Raw genomic sequence first — 14,422 nt, forward strand, 5'->3', positions numbered from 1 at the left:
GCCGTCCTAACCCGGCCGATCAACCGGTCGTACCGTCGACACGGACGTCCGGCACACTGCAGAAAGGGTTACTCCCTTCTGCCCTCAGGGCCGTGTCCCGGCCCGCACGGCCCGCACGATCCGGGGCCGCCCCGGCAAGATCACCCGTACGGCCCACATCCCCCTCAGGGGGCGCACGGCCGGTGCGCTCCCCGTGCCCCCGCCACACCCGCAGACCTCTTTGACCTGCGGCGCCGCGCGTGATGGCCTCGCTGCATGCGCACCCGACCGATCCGAGCCCTGCTGCCCGTGGCCGTCGCCGCACTGGCCGCCGCCGTCGCCGTAATGCCCGCGTCCGCGGCCGCGGCCACCTCCGTACCCGAGCCCGTACCCTACGCCGTCCCCGCCGACCACGCCCCGTACATCGTCACCGTGCGCCGGGACCAGGACCCGGCCGCCGTGGCCCGGCTGGTCGGCGTCACCCCGGTCCACGTCTACCGCACCGCCCTGCACGGCTTCGCCGCCCCGCTCAGCCCCGCCCAGGTCGCGGCCCTGCGCGCGATGCCGGGCATGGTGGAATCCGTCGAGGAGGACGGCCGGACCGCCGGCTTCGGGGGCTTCTGAGCCGGCCGCCACAAGGCCGCCCACGAGGGGCCGCCCACAAGGCCGCCTACAGGGCCGCCTCGCACGCCGCCAAGGCCATCGCGGCGATGCGCGGTGCGAGGTCCGGGCCGGGGGGTTGTTCCAGGAGGAACACCCAGGCGAAGACGGTGCCCAGCACGGCGGCATGGACCAGCGCGGGATCCGGCCGTACGGCCAGTTCGCCGCGTACGAAGGCCCGTTCCAGGAGTTCCGTCACCAGGGCGCGCTCCTCGGCGATGAAGGTCTCCTGGAAGCGGGCGGCGATCTCGGGCTGCTGCTTCACGTCGGCGAGCAGGCCCGGGGTCGCGGCGGCGGCGACCGGGTCGGAGAAGATCCCCAGGATCAGGTCGGCGAGCGCAGTGAGGTCCCCGCGCAGCGTGCCCGTGTCCGCCAATGGCTGCGGTTCCCTCCCGTGCACGAGCGCGGAGAAGACCAGTTCGCCGCGGGAGGCGTGGCGGCGGTAGATGGCGGCCTTGCCGACGCGTGCCCTGGCGGCCACGGCGTCCATGGTCAGCGCGGCGTATCCGACATCGGCCACCAACTCCCTTACCGCGTCACGGATCGCGTCGTCCACGCGGCTGTCCCGCGGTCGGCCGGGGGGTTGCTTCGAAGGCTGCACGGGTCCATCATACGGAACTATGAGTATCGAAACTATCAGTCTCGTAACTGCGCCCGCATCCGCCGGTACGGCCCGCGCCCGCACCCTGACCATCTGGGCCGGGCGCACCAGCGTGGCGATCGGCGTCGCGCACATCGCCGCCTTCACCGCCAAGACCTGGCCCAGATGGGGCGACTGGATCGGCGGCGGACTGCACGGCGAAGCCGCCATCAAGGACCCCGCCAACGCCGCCTCCATGGCCGAGTTCTGGGCCCTGCCCGGCAGCTTCGCCGTCCCGCTGATCCTGCTCGGACTGCTCGTGGCACGGATGGCCCGCACCGGCCAGGAGATCCCGCGCTACCTGGGCTGGACCGTGGGGGCGTGGGTCCTCCTCGGCGCCTGGATCCTGGAACCCTCCGGCTTCCCGCTCGGCCTCATACCGACGACGCTGCTCCTGCTGGCACAGCGCGCGTCCTCCCGGCGGGGGTCCTCACCCGCCCAGCCGCCGGCGTAGCCACCGGACGGCCGCCGCGGGTCAGCGCCGCCCCGCCGCCGCCGGAACCGTCGTGCGGACCGGGTCCCAGCACTGAACACCCTTCAGGTCCGGCATCCGGTCGCGGGTGAAGACCGGCTCCAGGCCCGCCCGGCGCTGCGCGAGGTAGTCGTCCAGGAGGCGGAAGGCGATGGCCGACAACGGGATGATCGCGGCGAGGTTGATCAGGGCCATGACGCCCATGAACACGTCCGCCAGGTTCCAGACGACCGACACCGAGCCGAGCGAGCCCAGCACGACCGCCGCCAGGACCAGCGCCCGGTATCCCGGCAGGACCCACCGCTTGCGGGTGATGAACTGGATGTTCGTCTCGCCGTAGTAGTAGTTCCCGATCATGCTGCTGAAGGCCAGCATGAAGACCACGACCGTGAGCAGGTGCCCGGCCCACGAGCCCAGCGTGTCGCTCAGCGCCGTCTGCGTCAGGTCCGCGCCCTGGCGGCCGGACAGCTCCGGGTTGGTGACCAGGACGATGAAGGCGGTCATCGTGCACACGAGGAGGGTGTCGAAGAAGACACCCAGGGACTGTACGAGGCCCTGCTTGACCGGGTGCGAGACCTCGGCGGCGGCTCCCGCGTTCGGGGCCGAGCCGAGGCCCGCCTCGTTGGAGAACATGCCGCGCCGGATCCCCTGCTGGATGGCCGCGCCGATACCGCCCGCCGCGAGCTCGCGGAAGCCGAAGGCACCGCCGACGATGTCCGCGACGACCCGGGGGAACTCGGTGATGTTGAGCAGGACCACCGCGACGCCGAGCAGCAGGTAGACGATCGCCATCACCGGGACCAGGACGGTGGTGACCGAGGAGATCCGCTTGACCCCGCCGAACACGGCCAGGCCCAGCAGGGCGGCCAGCAGCACGCCGAGCGAGGGGCCGAACCAGTTCGATCCGTCCGCGTCCGCCAGCGAGCCGGCGGCCACGGCGGTGATGGTGTTGGCCTGCACCGCGTTGAAGACGAAGCCGAAGGTGACGGTGATCGTCACCGCAAAGAGCACCCCGAGCCACCGTTTACGCAGCGCGCGCTGCATGTAGTACGCCGGGCCGCCGCGGTAGGCACCGCTGGAATTACGCACCTTGTAGAGCTGGGCGAGGGCCGACTCCACGAAGGCGGAGGCCGCGCCGATCAGCGCCATCATCCACATCCAGAAGACGGCACCCGCGCCGCCCAGGGTGATGGCGGCGGCGACGCCCGCGATGTTGCCGGTGCCCACGCGCGCGGCGGCGGAGATGGTGAACGCCCCGAAGGACGAGACCTGCTTGCGGCCGTCCGCACGCTGCGGGGTCTTCTCCTTCAGTACCCGGAACATCTCCGGAAGCAGGCGCAGCTGCACACCCCGGGAGCGAACCGTGAAGTACAGGCCCGCACCGACCACCAGCGGAATCAGCAGGTAGGTCCAGAGATGATCGTTCACATTGACGATCACCGAATCCAGAGTGTCCATGATTCGAAGTGTCGCCGGGGCGGAAGGCCCACCGACAGGGACCTACGTCCATCGCCGGTGGGACCGAAGACCCCTGTGGCACGCCCTTCGCCCCGCTCCCGCGCGCCCGGCCCTCCTAGTTGTCGGGCTTCGGAACCACCGTGAAGAGGGTGTTGCCCGTGTACGGGAAGGTGCCGCCGGGCAGGCAGTTCTCGTCCACGACCGTCCCGAAGCCGTCGCAGTGGTCCGCGCTCAGGGTGAAGAGGACGGTGGTGGTGTGCGTGCCGAGCTCCGGCGCCTTGAACGGCGGCGAGATCGCGATCGAGTACGGAAGGCCGTCGGGGCCGGTCAGCCCGGTGCGCAGGATCTGCTTCTTCTTGTACGTGAAGCTCTGCTCCTGCGGCGTACCCCTGTCGAGGATGTACGTGGCGCTGACGAACTTGGAGTTGAAGTCGTCGATCGGATTGGGACGGGACGGCGTGTAGCCGTCGGGATAGACGGCCCCCGCACCGCTGGACGCCGTGCTCCAGCCCGGCGCGATCCTGACCCACTTCTCCTTCGCGTAGGTCTCGCGACAGGCGGCCGGACCGATGATCCGCTCCTTCACCTGGTAGAGCACGTTGAGGTCGCCCTCGTCCGTGACGCAGTGCGGGACCTCGTGCTTCGGCTTCGGCAGCGGCGCGGCCGAAGCCGGCGCGGTCGCGGCGGCGCCGCCGAGCGCGGCCACCAGCAGGGACGGGACGACCGCGGCGAGGAAACGGGCTCGCTTCACCGGGTACCACCTTTCGATGTCGACCAGTGGCGTTTTCCGCCGCCGCACAGCCGACCACCCCGGACGGCCCCGACCCGCCGCGACACCTCGCACAGGCGGCCGGACGGCGCAGCGAATCCACACCCGCGGCCGCGCGCCGCCCCGGTCCGGCGCTCAGCCCCTGGCGCCCCTGACGGCCTCGATGAAGGCCCTGATCAGCTCCGGGGACTTCACGCCCCGCTCCCGCTCCACCCCGCTGGACACGTCCACGCCCCACGCTCCGGTGACCTCGACCGCCTCGCGCACACTGGCCGGGGTCAGCCCGCCCGCCAGCAGCCACCGGCCCGCGGGCGCGGTGAACTCCGGCGAAGCCCAGTTCCACGGCTTGCCGGAGCCGGGGTCGGGGGCGTCGATCAGGAGCAGGTCCTCCCCGTACTCCCCTACGGCGGCCACGGCGCGGGCCGTGGCCCGGATCAGCGTCCGGCCGGGGGCGCGCAGCTCCTCGTAGAACTCGGGCCCCTCGTCCCCGTGCAGCTGTACGGAGCCCACCCCGCTCTCCTCGGCGAGGCGCCGCACCTCCTCCACGGACTGCCCCCGGAACACCCCGACGGTCAGCACCCCGTCCGGCACCCCGGCGACGAGCTCCCGCGCGGTGGCGGCATCGACGGTACGGGGGCTCCCGGGCGCGAAGACGAACCCGACGGCATCGGCCCCGGCGGCCACGGCCACCTCGACGTCCCCCGGGGTCCGCAGCCCGCAGATCTTGATGAACACGTCGCTCCCGTCAGTCATACCGCCAGTCAACCAGGTCAGGCGGGTGTGTCGACGGGCAGTCCCGCATCACGGGCGGCGTCCGCAAGCCGCTTGTCGTAGGTGACGAACGAGGTCAATCGCGCACCGATGCCGAGCGCTGTCGCCACGTGGATGGCGTCGAGGCTTCGAACGGTGGCCGGACGGACTGTCTGGGCCAGGATGCGGACGCCGGGATCGAGGTCAATCAGTTCGATCAGATCCAGCACGAGGTGGAGCCGCACAGCGGCTTGCGGGGCATAGCGGGCCAGTGCCCGGAAGGACTCCACCTCCGCGAGCGCCGAACTGATCCATCCGGTCCCCGCCCTTTCGTCGAGCCAGTCGCGCAGTGCCTGCGACTCGGATTCCGCGTGGACCAGCTTCACGATCGCGGCGGAGTCGAGGTAGATCATCAGCGTTCTTCCTCCCGACTTCGGGAGAGCTCCGCCGCAATGTCGGTGCCGTCGGGTTCACCCAGCGGCATCCGCAGCACCGCACGCCGCAGGGCCGCGGCGCGCTCCTTGCGCAGCGCCGCTTCCAGCACGGCCGCTCTTATGGCGACGGATCGCGAACTGCCGTCCTGGGTGAGTACGGCCAGGGCGTGCTCGGTCTCCGAGTCGGTGCGGATCGTCACGGTGTCAGCCATGGCACCAGCGTAAGACAAAACGTCTTACGAGGCCAGCGGTCAACCGTCCGGCCCTCCCCGGCGTGTAAGCCCCCGGAAGCAGGAGAGGGGAACGAGGGGGGATCGGGATGGGGATGCGTGACGCAAGTGACGCGAAGAGTCCGACAGGGGAGTGGTGGCGGTCCCTGGGGTCGGTGGTGACCGCAGCGGGGGTGCCGTCGCTCGCCGCCGGGACGGCGCTCGCGGCCGGGTGGGCGGGGGCGAGCGGGTGGCTGGGCGACGGATGGTGGGGCGACGGGTGGGTGGCCCTCTTCGGGCTCCTCCTGCCCCTGTCGGGCCTCGCCCTGTACTGCTTCGCCGTGGGCGAGCGCGGGGGCTCCGCCCTCGCCGTCCTGGCCGGGCTGCCCGCGGTCGTCGGCGTTTTCATCGCCCTGATGGGCGTGGACGACCTGGTGCTGCGGGAGCGGGGAGTCGAGGTCACCTGCACGGTCAGGGAGGTGGTCTCCCGCGTCGAGACGGACTCCACCTTCACCCCCGACGGCCAGAACCTCAGCCACACCACCAAGTACGACCACCGGCTCGACTGCCCGCCGGGCGCTCCGGCCCAGCTGACCAGGGAACGGAAGATCGCGGAGGCGGGCGAGGAGCTGCGGCTGGTCTACGACCCCCGGGGCGAGGTGGAGTCGCAGAGGCCCCAGGACCTCCATGCCTGGGGGCTGTGCTTCGCGGCCCTCTTCGCGGTCGGGCTCGCAGCGCTGCTGGGAGTGCTCGGCGCCCTCGGCAGGGCGGCCTCGTGGCGCGCCGAGCTCGACAACGGGCGGTGACCGCGAAGGCCATCGTGTGCAAGGCCGTGCGCGAGGCCGTCGGCAGGGACGCCGTGAAACGCCCGAGGGCGGCACCCCTTCGCGAAGAAGGGGTGCCGCCCTCGGTACGAGAACAGCCGATCGACCGGGGTCGATCAGAAGTCCATGTCACCGCCCGGCATGCCGCCGCCGGCAGCGGCGCCGGCCTTCTCGGGCTTGTCGGCGATGACGGCCTCGGTGGTGAGGAAGAGGGCCGCGATCGACGCCGCGTTCTGCAGGGCAGAGCGGGTGACCTTCGCCGGGTCGATGATGCCCTCGGCGATCATGTCGACGTACTCGCCGGTCGCGGCGTTCAGGCCGTGACCGATGGGCAGGTTGCGGACCTTCTCCACGACGACGCCACCCTCGAGACCACCGTTGACGGCGATCTGCTTGAGCGGGGCCTCGAGCGCCAGGCGCACGGCGTTGGCGCCGGTCGCCTCGTCGCCCGTGAGCTCGAGCTTCTCGAAGACCGAGGAGGCCTGCAGCAGGGCCACGCCGCCACCGGCGACGATGCCCTCTTCGACGGCCGCCTTCGCGTTGCGAACGGCGTCCTCGATGCGGTGCTTGCGCTCCTTGAGCTCGACCTCGGTCGCGGCGCCGGCCTTGATGACGGCCACGCCGCCGGCCAGCTTCGCGAGGCGCTCCTGGAGCTTCTCGCGGTCGTAGTCCGAGTCGGAGTTCTCGATCTCGGCGCGGATCTGGTTCACGCGACCGGCGACCTGGTCGCTGTCACCGGCACCGTCGACGATGGTGGTCTCGTCCTTGGTGATGACGACCTTGCGGGCGCGGCCCAGGAGGTCGAGACCGGCGTTCTCGAGCTTGAGGCCGACCTCCTCGGAGATGACCGTGCCGCCCGTGAGGATGGCGATGTCGCCGAGCATGGCCTTGCGGCGGTCGCCGAAGCCCGGAGCCTTGACGGCGACGGACTTGAAGGTGCCGCGGATCTTGTTGACGACCAGGGTCGACAGGGCCTCGCCCTCGACGTCCTCGGCGATGATCAGCAGCGGCTTGCCGGACTGCATGACCTTCTCCAGGAGCGGCAGCAGGTCCTTGACCGAGCCGATCTTGGAGTTGACGATCAGGATGTACGGGTCGTCGAGGGACGACTCCATGCGCTCCATGTCGGTGGCGAAGTACGCCGAGATGTAGCCCTTGTCGAAGCGCATGCCCTCGGTGAGCTCAAGCTCCAGCCCGAAGGTCTGGGACTCCTCGACGGTGATGACGCCTTCCTTGCCGACCTTGTCCATGGCCTCGGCGATGAGCTCGCCGATCTGGGTGTCAGCGGCGGAGATGGAGGCCGTAGAAGCGATCTGCTCCTTGGTCTCGACATCCTTGGCCTGGGAAAGCAGGGCGGCGGAGACGGCCTCGACGGCCTTCTCGATACCACGCTTGAGGGCCATCGGGTTCGCACCGGCGGCCACGTTGCGCAGGCCCTCGCGGACGAGCGCCTGGGCGAGAACGGTGGCGGTGGTCGTACCGTCGCCGGCGACGTCGTCCGTCTTCTTGGCGACTTCCTTGACCAGCTCGGCGCCGATCTTCTCGTACGGGTCCTCGAGCTCGATCTCCTTGGCGATGGAGACACCATCGTTGGTGATCGTGGGGGCGCCCCACTTCTTCTCAAGGACGACGTTGCGACCCTTGGGGCCAAGGGTGACCTTGACGGCGTCGGCGAGCTGGTTCATGCCTCGCTCGAGACCGCGCCGGGCCTCCTCGTTGAACGCAATGATCTTGGCCATCTGAAGTGGTCCTCCCGGACAGCGGTGGATTGCTCCCGGACCGCGCCCGCGCCCGCGACGGACGGCCTGCGTGCCCGGCGGTTTCTTCCCGCCGGACCCTGCGGGCCTCACTGACCCGGTCCTCGTTTAGGTAGCACTCTCACTAGGAGAGTGCTAACGCCAATGATTAGCACTCGGCACCCCCGAGTGCAAGCGGCTTCGAGGAAACGCAGGTGAACACCCGGACACCGCAGGGCCCACGAGCACCCCACGCACGAGGGGCCCGCATCCCGTGTCCAGGATGTGGGCCCCTCGTACGTACCTCGTATGTATGCAGTTGCAGTCGTACGCCGTGTCGGTGGTCGGTCGCGCCCGGACTAGCCGACGGCGAGCTTGACCATGTCCGCCTGCGGACCCTTCTGGCCCTGCGAGATCTCGAACTCGACCCGCTGACCCTCTTCAAGGGTGCGGTACCCGTCCATCTGGATGGCGCTGTAGTGGACGAACACATCCGCACCACCGTCGACCGCGATGAAGCCGTAGCCCTTCTCCGCGTTGAACCACTTGACGGTGCCCTGAGCCATGCCTAACTCCCCTATTACTGGCCCTTGCGCAGGACCGCACTTCGCGGTCCCGGGTCAGAACTTGCGCCGGAACGCCTCGACCGGGGCTGAATGTATCCGCACCGCTGCTGTCTGCAACAGGTCATTCCGACGAGAAATCTGGACACGGCAAAAGATTGAAATAGGGTGAAAACCCGGAATATTCCAGGGCAACTCGGGCCGGACAAACCACGCCAACGACCCATAGCGCACTTGCATGTTGACTCAATGTCAACCCTCCCGCGGCCCGCTCATATGCGGCGGGCAAGAGCAGCGGTGGGGACTTCCCCAACTCTACCGTGCTCAATCCAACAGAATTGCCCCCTCCGCTTATTAGCGGAGGGGGCAATTCAGGGTTTGCGCACCTCTACGGGGAGAGGCGACGCCGCCGACCGGAAGGTCAGCAGCCGCCCGCGACGGCGGGAATGATCGAAACGCCGGCGCCGTCCGGCGTGGCCGCCTGCAGCCCGCCTTCGAAGCGCACGTCGTCGTCGTTCACGTAGACGTTGACGAAGCGGCGGAGCTTGCCCTGGTCGTCCAGGACTCGCGCAGCGATGCCCGGGTGGCTCTTCTCCAGGGACTCGATGACCTCGGCGAGGGTCGCGCCCTCGGCGGAGACCTCGGCCTTGCCGCCGGTGTAGGTGCGCAGGATGGTGGGGATGCGGACGTTGACGCTCATGGCGCTACTGCCTTTCCGGTGTACAGGGAGAGAGATCAGGCCAGGTTGGCGGCGCGGAACGCGTCCAGGCTCGGGCGGATGGTGGCCGTCTGGCCGCCGCCCTCGGCCACTGCCTCAAGGGTCTTGAGGCCGTCTCCGGTGTTCAGGATCACGGTGGTCAGCGAGGGGTCCAGCTGCCCGTTCTCGACGAGCTTCTTCGTCACGCCGACGGTCACGCCGCCCGCGGTCTCGGCGAAGATGCCCTCGGTCTGCGCCAGGAGCTTGATGGCCTCGACGACCTGCTCGTCGTTGACGTCCTCGACGTACCCGCCGGTGCGGCGCGCGATGTCCAGGACGTACGGGCCGTCCGCCGGGTTGCCGATGGCCAGCGACTTGGCGATGGTGTTCGGCTTCTGCGGGCGGACCACGTCGTGACCGGCCTTGAAGGCGGTCGAGACGGGCGAGCAGCCCTCGGCCTGGGCGCCGAAGATCTTGTAGGGCTTGTCCTCGACGAGGCCGAGCTTGATCAGCTCCTGCAGACCCTTGTCGATCTTCGTCAGCTGCGAGCCGGACGCGATCGGGATGACGATCTGGTCGGGCAGCTGCCAGCCGAGCTGCTCGCAGATCTCGTAGGCCAGGGTCTTGGAACCCTCGCCGTAGTACGGGCGCAGGTTGACGTTGACGAAGCCCCAGCCCTCGCCCAGCGGGTCACCGATGAGCTCGGAGCAGAAGCGGTTGACGTCGTCGTAGTTGCCCTCGATGCCGACCAGGTCGCCACCGTAGACGCCGGCCATGACGACCTTGCCCTGCTCCAGGTCGTGCGGGATGAACACGCAGGAGCGGAAACCGGCACGCGCGGCCGCGGCGCCCACGGCGCCGGCCAGGTTGCCCGTGGAGGAGCAGGAGAGGGTGGTGAAGCCGAAGGCGCGGGCGGCCTCGACGGCGATGGCCACGACGCGGTCCTTGAAGGAGTGCGTCGGGTTGCCGGAGTCGTCCTTGACGTACAGCTTGCCGGTGAAGCCCAGCTCCTTGGCCAGGTTCGCCGCGTCCACGAGCTTGGTGAAGCCCGGGTTCAGGCTGGGCTTGGAGGCCACGTCCGCGGGGACGGGCAGCAGCGGCGCGTAGCGCCAGATGTTGTCGGGGCCGGCCTCGATCGCGGCGCGCAGCGCCTCAGGGTCACCGAGGGGCAGGTCGTACGCGACTTCGAGCGGTCCGAAACACTCCACACAGGCGAAGATCGGGCCGAGCTCGAAGCGGGTGCCGCATTCCCGGCAGGAAAGCCCGGTGGCGGGACCGAGATCGACAGAGGCGCCGGTGTTGGAGGTTCCGGCAGAGGTGTCGGCAGTCTGTGCAGCCATGATGGCGAGGCCCTTTCTCCTCATCTTCCCCATGACGAACGTCGTCATGAGACGGAATTGGCACCTTCCCTAGCCGGGGACCTCGCTGAGTCGCTGCGTGAGCGATCGCGAGAACCGACTGGAGGGTTGCCGGGGCTTCAACGGGCCGTGTCCCTCTGCCCCTCTGGATGAGCGGTATGGCACCGGGCGACACGCTCTGTGGCGCGCCCGGGCGTTTGTTCGCGAGGCCCCCCGGCATGCGGTGGACCTTTGCGTTGTTCAAGACTGTAACCGAAGCCCCGGGCGGTTGAGACAGCCGTCCGAACGGCGAGATGGATCACATTTCGGTGGAAAGCTACGGCGTTCTGCCTGTGTTCCGCTGGTGTTCCACTCGTGCCCCGCCGACCGACAGAGGAGTTCCGAAGGTGCTGGAAGAGGTGGAGCGCTGGCTTTCGGCCCGCTCCTGGTCCGCCGCCGACCGACCGCTCGACCAGCTGCTTTCCGCCAAACGGGCAGCCGGTACGACGGTCAGCGTGGTGCTGCCCGCGCTGAACGAGGAAGCCACGGTCGGGGCCATCGTCGAGGTGATCCGGCGCGATCTGATGGACGGGCCGGGAACGCCCCTGGTCGACGAACTGATCGTCGTCGACTCGGGCTCCACCGACCGGACGGCGGAAGTGGCGGCCAAGGCGGGGGCCCGCGTGGTGCACCGCGACGAGATCCTGCCGCGGCTGCCGGCCCTGCCCGGCAAGGGGGAGGTGCTGTGGCGTTCGCTGCTGGCCACGAGCGGGGACGTCGTCTGCTTCGTGGACGCCGACCTGCGGGACTTCTCCTCCGCCTTCGTGTCCGGGATCGTGGGCCCGCTGCTCACCGATCCGGAGGTGTGCTTCGTCAAGGCCATGTACGACCGCCCGCTGGACCCGCAGCACGCCGGACCCTCCTCCGGAGCCGAGCAGGGGGGCCGGGTGACGGAGCTGGTGGCCCGCCCCCTGCTCAACCTGCACTGGCCGCAGCTGGCCGGCTTCGTCCAGCCGCTGGGCGGCGAGTACGCGGTACGCCGCGACCTGCTGGAGCGGCTGCCGTTCCCGGTCGGGTACGGCGTGGAACTGGGCCTGCTGGTGGACGCGCTGCACACGGTCGGGCTGGACGCGCTGGCCCAGGTGGACGTGGGCGTACGGCTCCACCGCCACCAGGACGGCCTGGCGCTGGGGCGGATGGCCGCGGCGATCTACCGGACGGCGCTGCTGAGGCTCTCGCGCGGGCACCTCGTGCGGCCGGAGCTGACGCAGTTCGAGCGCGGCCCGGAGGGATTCGTGCCCCACACCTACGCGGTGGACACCGAAGAACGGCCGCCGATGCGGGACATCGAGGAGTACGCACGGCGTCGCGTGGCGTAACCGGGGAAACCGCCCCAATCGCGATTACCGGCTCGGCTCGAATGGGCCCGGCTCCGGGGGCGGAAACCTGGCGAGCACGGGCTCGCAGGGCCGTCAGCTCTGGCTGATGGGCAGCGCGGCCGCCACCCTGACGGTCCTCGGCGCCGTGGCCTTCGTCTCGGTTCGCCGGACACGCGGGATCTGAAGTTTGACCGGGGGCGGGGCGGGCTAGGTTCGCCGCATGGCTTCCCAGGTGCTCGTCGCCGCGAACCGCGGCCCGCTCTCGTACGCCCTCGGCCCGGAAGGCACGCTCAGTGCCCGCCGGGGCGGGGGCGGTCTCGTCTCCGGCCTCTCCGCGGCCCTGGCCGAGCAGCCGGAGGCGCTGTGGGTCTGCGCGGCGCTGTCGGAAGCGGACCGGGAGGCGGTACGGCGGGGCGTGGCCGAGCCGGGCGTACGGATGCTCGCGATCGATCCGCAGGTCTACGACGACGCGTACAACGGGATCGCGAACTCGGTGCTGTGGTTCCTCCACCACCACCTGTACGACATCCCGCGCGAGCCGGTCTTCGACGCGGAGTTCCGGCGCCGCTGGGACTCCTACGTCGCCTACAACCGGTCCTTCGCCGAGGCCCTGGCCGAGGAGGCCGCCGAGGGGGCGGCGGTCCTGATCCAGGACTACCATCTCGCGCTGGCCCCGGGGCAGTTGCGCGAGCTGCGCCCGGACCTGAGGATCAGCCACTTCACGCACACGCCGTGGGCCTCGAAGCAGTACCTGGACCTGCTCCCGTCGGACATCCGCGAGCAGCTGCTGGGCGGCATGCTCGGCGCGGACCTGGTGGGCTTCCACACCGCGGAGTGGGCCCGGGAGTTCACGGACTCGGCCGGGGCGGCGGCGCCGGTGGCGGTGTTCCCCCTGGGGGTGGACGGCGACGAGCTGCGGGACCTGGCGCACCGGCCGGAGGTGGACGACAAGCTGGCCGCGCTGCGGGCGGACGTCGGCGGGCTGCGGACGATCGTCCGCGTGGACCGCACGGAGCTGTCGAAGAACGTCCTGCGGGGGCTCCTGGCCTACCGGGAGCTGCTGACGACCCACCCCGAGTGGCGGGAGCGGGTGGTGCACCTGGCCTCCGCCTATCCGTCCCGGCAGGACCTGGCGGTGTACCGGGCGTACACGGAGTCGGTGCGCGAGCTGGCGGCGGCGGTCAACGCGGAGTTCGGGACGGCCGGGTGGCAGCCGGTCCTGGTCTCCGTCGAGGACGACTTCGCACGCTCCCTGGCGGCGTACCGGCTGGCGGACGTGGCGCTGGTCAATCCGGTGCGGGACGGGATGAACCTGGTGGCGAAGGAGATCCCGGTGGTCTCGGAGGCCGGCTGCGTGCTGGTCCTGTCCACGGGGGCGGGGGCGTACGAGGAGCTCCGCGGGGATGCCCTGACCGTGAATCCGTACGACGTCACGGAGACGGCGGAGGCGCTGCACACGGCCCTGTCCATGCCGGCGGCGGAGCGTGCGGACCGTACGAAGCGCCTGGCCGCGGCGGCGACGGCGCTGCCGCCGGCGCAGTGGCTCGCGGCCCAGCTGGACGCGGTGCGCGGCTGAGCCGAGCCCTGGGGCTCCGCCCCAGACCCCGCAGGGACCTCCACCCGTCAGGCGGCGACGGCGGCAGCAAGGGCGGCGAGGAAGGCCACGACCTCTCCGGGGCCGGACAGGATCAGGTCGGCCCGGGCGGCCAGTTCGGGGACCTCCGCGGATCCACTGCACACCAGCAGCCCCGGCAGGCCGTCCGCCCGGAGCTTCTCCACGGCCGAGTAGGCCGCCAGATCGCCGAGGTCGTCCCCGGCGTACATGACGGCCGAGGCTCCGACCTCCGCGAGGTACTCGGTCAGGGCGACGCCCTTGTCCATCCCCGGCGGCCGCAGTTCGAGCACGGCCCGCCCCGGCTCGACCATCAGTCCGTGCCGGGCGGCGAGGCCCGCCAGGGGCTCGCGCAGGGCCGCGAAGGCTCCTTCGGGATCCTGCGCCCGGCGGGTGTGGACGGCGAGGGCCTGGCCCTTCTCCTCGATCCACGTCCCGCGCCAGGCGCCGATCGCGTCGAGGAACCCCGGCAGCTCGGCCCGTACGGCCGCCACTCCCGGATGCTCCGCGGGGGCGTGGACGATGCCGGTCACGGCGTCCCACCGCTCGGCTCCGTAGTGTCCGAGGACGACCAGGTGCTCCAGCCCGGGGACCCCGGCGAAGCCCCCGTAGCGGACGGCGACCCCGGCCGGCCGGCCGGTGACCACCGCGACCGACCCGACTTCGGGGGCGAGCGCGGAGAGCGCGGCGACGGCGTCGGGGTGGGCCCGCGCCTGGTCCGGGTCGGGGACGATCTCGGCGAGGGTTCCGTCGAAGTCGAGGGCGACGACGGAGCGGCGCGGTGTGCGGAGGAGGGCTTCGAGTCCCTCGCGTCCGGCGGCGGTGACGGGCATCGGCAAGTCGTGCGGATGGCTCCCCATGTGCTCGACCCTAACGGCCCCGCCGGGCCACGGCTATGCCGCG

At 70.7% G+C, this 14,422-nt stretch carries 16 protein-coding genes and 1 riboswitch; of the genes, 5 read left to right on the forward strand and 11 right to left on the reverse strand.

The features are described from left to right. Positions 1 to 255 precede the first annotated feature (255 nt). Positions 256 to 603, forward strand: coding sequence for a protease inhibitor I9 family protein (locus tag AC3IYJ_RS18120; RefSeq protein WP_489402340.1), 348 nt, complete (start codon positions 256 to 258; stop codon positions 601 to 603). Positions 604 to 649: 46 nt separating this feature from the next. On the opposite strand, the gene AC3IYJ_RS18125 is transcribed toward AC3IYJ_RS18120, so the two are convergent. Next, entirely contained in the window at positions 650 to 1,195 is a 546-nt protein-coding gene (locus tag AC3IYJ_RS18125; RefSeq protein WP_489402341.1) for a TetR/AcrR family transcriptional regulator, read from the reverse strand. A gap of 64 nt (positions 1,196 to 1,259) precedes the next feature. Here AC3IYJ_RS18125 and AC3IYJ_RS18130 point away from each other — a divergent pair, with 64 nt between their 5' ends. After that, the gene (locus AC3IYJ_RS18130; RefSeq protein ID WP_489402342.1) at positions 1,260 to 1,733 is read left to right on the forward strand and encodes a DUF6463 family protein; all 474 of its coding nucleotides are present in this window, start codon (positions 1,260 to 1,262) and stop codon (positions 1,731 to 1,733) included. A gap of 21 nt (positions 1,734 to 1,754) precedes the next feature. On the opposite strand, the gene AC3IYJ_RS18135 is transcribed toward AC3IYJ_RS18130, so the two are convergent. From AC3IYJ_RS18135 to AC3IYJ_RS18155, 5 genes are all read right to left on the reverse strand, one after another. Continuing rightward, entirely contained in the window at positions 1,755 to 3,209 is a 1,455-nt protein-coding gene (locus AC3IYJ_RS18135; RefSeq protein WP_489402343.1) for an alanine/glycine:cation symporter family protein, read from the reverse strand. Between the two features lie 115 nt (positions 3,210 to 3,324). Beyond that, entirely contained in the window at positions 3,325 to 3,960 is a 636-nt protein-coding gene (locus AC3IYJ_RS18140) for a hypothetical protein (RefSeq protein ID WP_489402344.1), read from the reverse strand. A 153-nt stretch (positions 3,961 to 4,113) separates the two neighbouring features. Then, positions 4,114 to 4,731 (reverse strand): phosphoribosylanthranilate isomerase, encoded by a 618-nt coding sequence (locus tag AC3IYJ_RS18145; protein ID WP_489402345.1) that lies wholly within the window; start codon positions 4,729 to 4,731, stop codon positions 4,114 to 4,116. A 17-nt stretch (positions 4,732 to 4,748) separates the two neighbouring features. Then, positions 4,749 to 5,141 (reverse strand): type II toxin-antitoxin system VapC family toxin, encoded by a 393-nt coding sequence (locus tag AC3IYJ_RS18150; protein ID WP_489402346.1) that lies wholly within the window; start codon positions 5,139 to 5,141, stop codon positions 4,749 to 4,751. Beyond that, on the reverse strand, positions 5,141 to 5,374 hold the full coding sequence (locus tag AC3IYJ_RS18155) for a hypothetical protein (RefSeq protein ID WP_489402347.1): 234 nt from the start codon (positions 5,372 to 5,374) through the stop codon (positions 5,141 to 5,143). The genes AC3IYJ_RS18150 and AC3IYJ_RS18155 overlap by 1 nt, the downstream gene beginning before the upstream one ends. A 173-nt stretch (positions 5,375 to 5,547) precedes the next feature. Between AC3IYJ_RS18155 and AC3IYJ_RS18160 the strand changes: the two genes are divergently transcribed. Beyond that, the gene (locus AC3IYJ_RS18160) at positions 5,548 to 6,177 is read left to right on the forward strand and encodes a hypothetical protein (protein WP_489402348.1); all 630 of its coding nucleotides are present in this window, start codon (positions 5,548 to 5,550) and stop codon (positions 6,175 to 6,177) included. 134 nt (positions 6,178 to 6,311) lie between these two features. Here the strand turns inward: AC3IYJ_RS18160 and groL are convergent, their stop codons facing one another. The 4 genes from groL to thrC form a co-directional block, all read right to left on the reverse strand. After that, a complete protein-coding gene (gene groL / locus AC3IYJ_RS18165; protein ID WP_489402349.1) occupies positions 6,312 to 7,934 on the reverse strand; it encodes a chaperonin GroEL in 1,623 nt (540 codons plus the stop codon). Between the two features lie 356 nt (positions 7,935 to 8,290). After that, complete coding sequence (locus AC3IYJ_RS18170; RefSeq protein ID WP_003967346.1) at positions 8,291 to 8,497, reverse strand: cold-shock protein; 207 nt, start codon at positions 8,495 to 8,497, stop codon at positions 8,291 to 8,293. Positions 8,498 to 8,915: 418 nt separating this feature from the next. Next, positions 8,916 to 9,194 carry a MoaD/ThiS family protein gene (locus AC3IYJ_RS18175; protein ID WP_489402350.1) on the reverse strand — a complete coding sequence of 93 codons (279 nt, stop codon included), beginning with the start codon at positions 9,192 to 9,194 and terminating at the stop codon, positions 8,916 to 8,918. Between the two features lie 35 nt (positions 9,195 to 9,229). After that, positions 9,230 to 10,531: a threonine synthase gene (gene thrC, locus AC3IYJ_RS18180; RefSeq protein ID WP_489402351.1), complete on the reverse strand. Its 1,302-nt coding sequence runs from the start codon at positions 10,529 to 10,531 to the stop codon at positions 9,230 to 9,232. A gap of 17 nt (positions 10,532 to 10,548) precedes the next feature. Further along, positions 10,549 to 10,705, reverse strand: a riboswitch (SAM riboswitch). A gap of 230 nt (positions 10,706 to 10,935) precedes the next feature. Here thrC and AC3IYJ_RS18185 point away from each other — a divergent pair. Beyond that, positions 10,936 to 11,907 (forward strand): glucosyl-3-phosphoglycerate synthase, encoded by a 972-nt coding sequence (locus tag AC3IYJ_RS18185; RefSeq protein WP_489402352.1) that lies wholly within the window; start codon positions 10,936 to 10,938, stop codon positions 11,905 to 11,907. A gap of 220 nt (positions 11,908 to 12,127) precedes the next feature. Further along, positions 12,128 to 13,483: an alpha,alpha-trehalose-phosphate synthase (UDP-forming) gene (locus AC3IYJ_RS18190; RefSeq protein ID WP_489402353.1), complete on the forward strand. Its 1,356-nt coding sequence runs from the start codon at positions 12,128 to 12,130 to the stop codon at positions 13,481 to 13,483. A gap of 47 nt (positions 13,484 to 13,530) precedes the next feature. Here AC3IYJ_RS18190 and otsB read toward each other — a convergent pair whose 3' ends face one another. Then, entirely contained in the window at positions 13,531 to 14,379 is an 849-nt protein-coding gene (gene otsB, locus AC3IYJ_RS18195) for a trehalose-phosphatase (RefSeq protein ID WP_489402354.1), read from the reverse strand. Between the last annotated feature and the right edge of the window lie 43 nt (positions 14,380 to 14,422).

This window comes from Streptomyces sp. GL_140, assembly GCF_057834465.1.

Bases quoted from the DNA above. Each gene is read 5' to 3' on its own strand.
- AC3IYJ_RS18120 (WP_489402340.1), top strand. From the start codon at position 256: ATGCGCACCCGACCGATCCGAGCCCTGCTGCCCGTGGCCGTCGCCGCA.
- AC3IYJ_RS18130 (WP_489402342.1), top strand. From the start codon at position 1,260: ATGAGTATCGAAACTATCAGTCTCGTAACTGCGCCCGCATCCGCCGGT.
- AC3IYJ_RS18135 (WP_489402343.1), bottom strand. From the start codon at position 3,209: ATGGACACTCTGGATTCGGTGATCGTCAATGTGAACGATCATCTCTGG.
- AC3IYJ_RS18145 (WP_489402345.1), bottom strand. From the start codon at position 4,731: ATGACTGACGGGAGCGACGTGTTCATCAAGATCTGCGGGCTGCGGACC.
- AC3IYJ_RS18150 (WP_489402346.1), bottom strand. From the start codon at position 5,141: ATGATCTACCTCGACTCCGCCGCGATCGTGAAGCTGGTCCACGCGGAA.
- AC3IYJ_RS18155 (WP_489402347.1), bottom strand. From the start codon at position 5,374: ATGGCTGACACCGTGACGATCCGCACCGACTCGGAGACCGAGCACGCC.
- groL (WP_489402349.1), bottom strand. From the start codon at position 7,934: ATGGCCAAGATCATTGCGTTCAACGAGGAGGCCCGGCGCGGTCTCGAG.
- AC3IYJ_RS18170 (WP_003967346.1), bottom strand. From the start codon at position 8,497: ATGGCTCAGGGCACCGTCAAGTGGTTCAACGCGGAGAAGGGCTACGGC.
- AC3IYJ_RS18175 (WP_489402350.1), bottom strand. From the start codon at position 9,194: ATGAGCGTCAACGTCCGCATCCCCACCATCCTGCGCACCTACACCGGC.
- thrC (WP_489402351.1), bottom strand. From the start codon at position 10,531: ATGGCTGCACAGACTGCCGACACCTCTGCCGGAACCTCCAACACCGGC.
- AC3IYJ_RS18190 (WP_489402353.1), top strand. From the start codon at position 12,128: ATGGCTTCCCAGGTGCTCGTCGCCGCGAACCGCGGCCCGCTCTCGTAC.
- otsB (WP_489402354.1), bottom strand. From the start codon at position 14,379: ATGGGGAGCCATCCGCACGACTTGCCGATGCCCGTCACCGCCGCCGGA.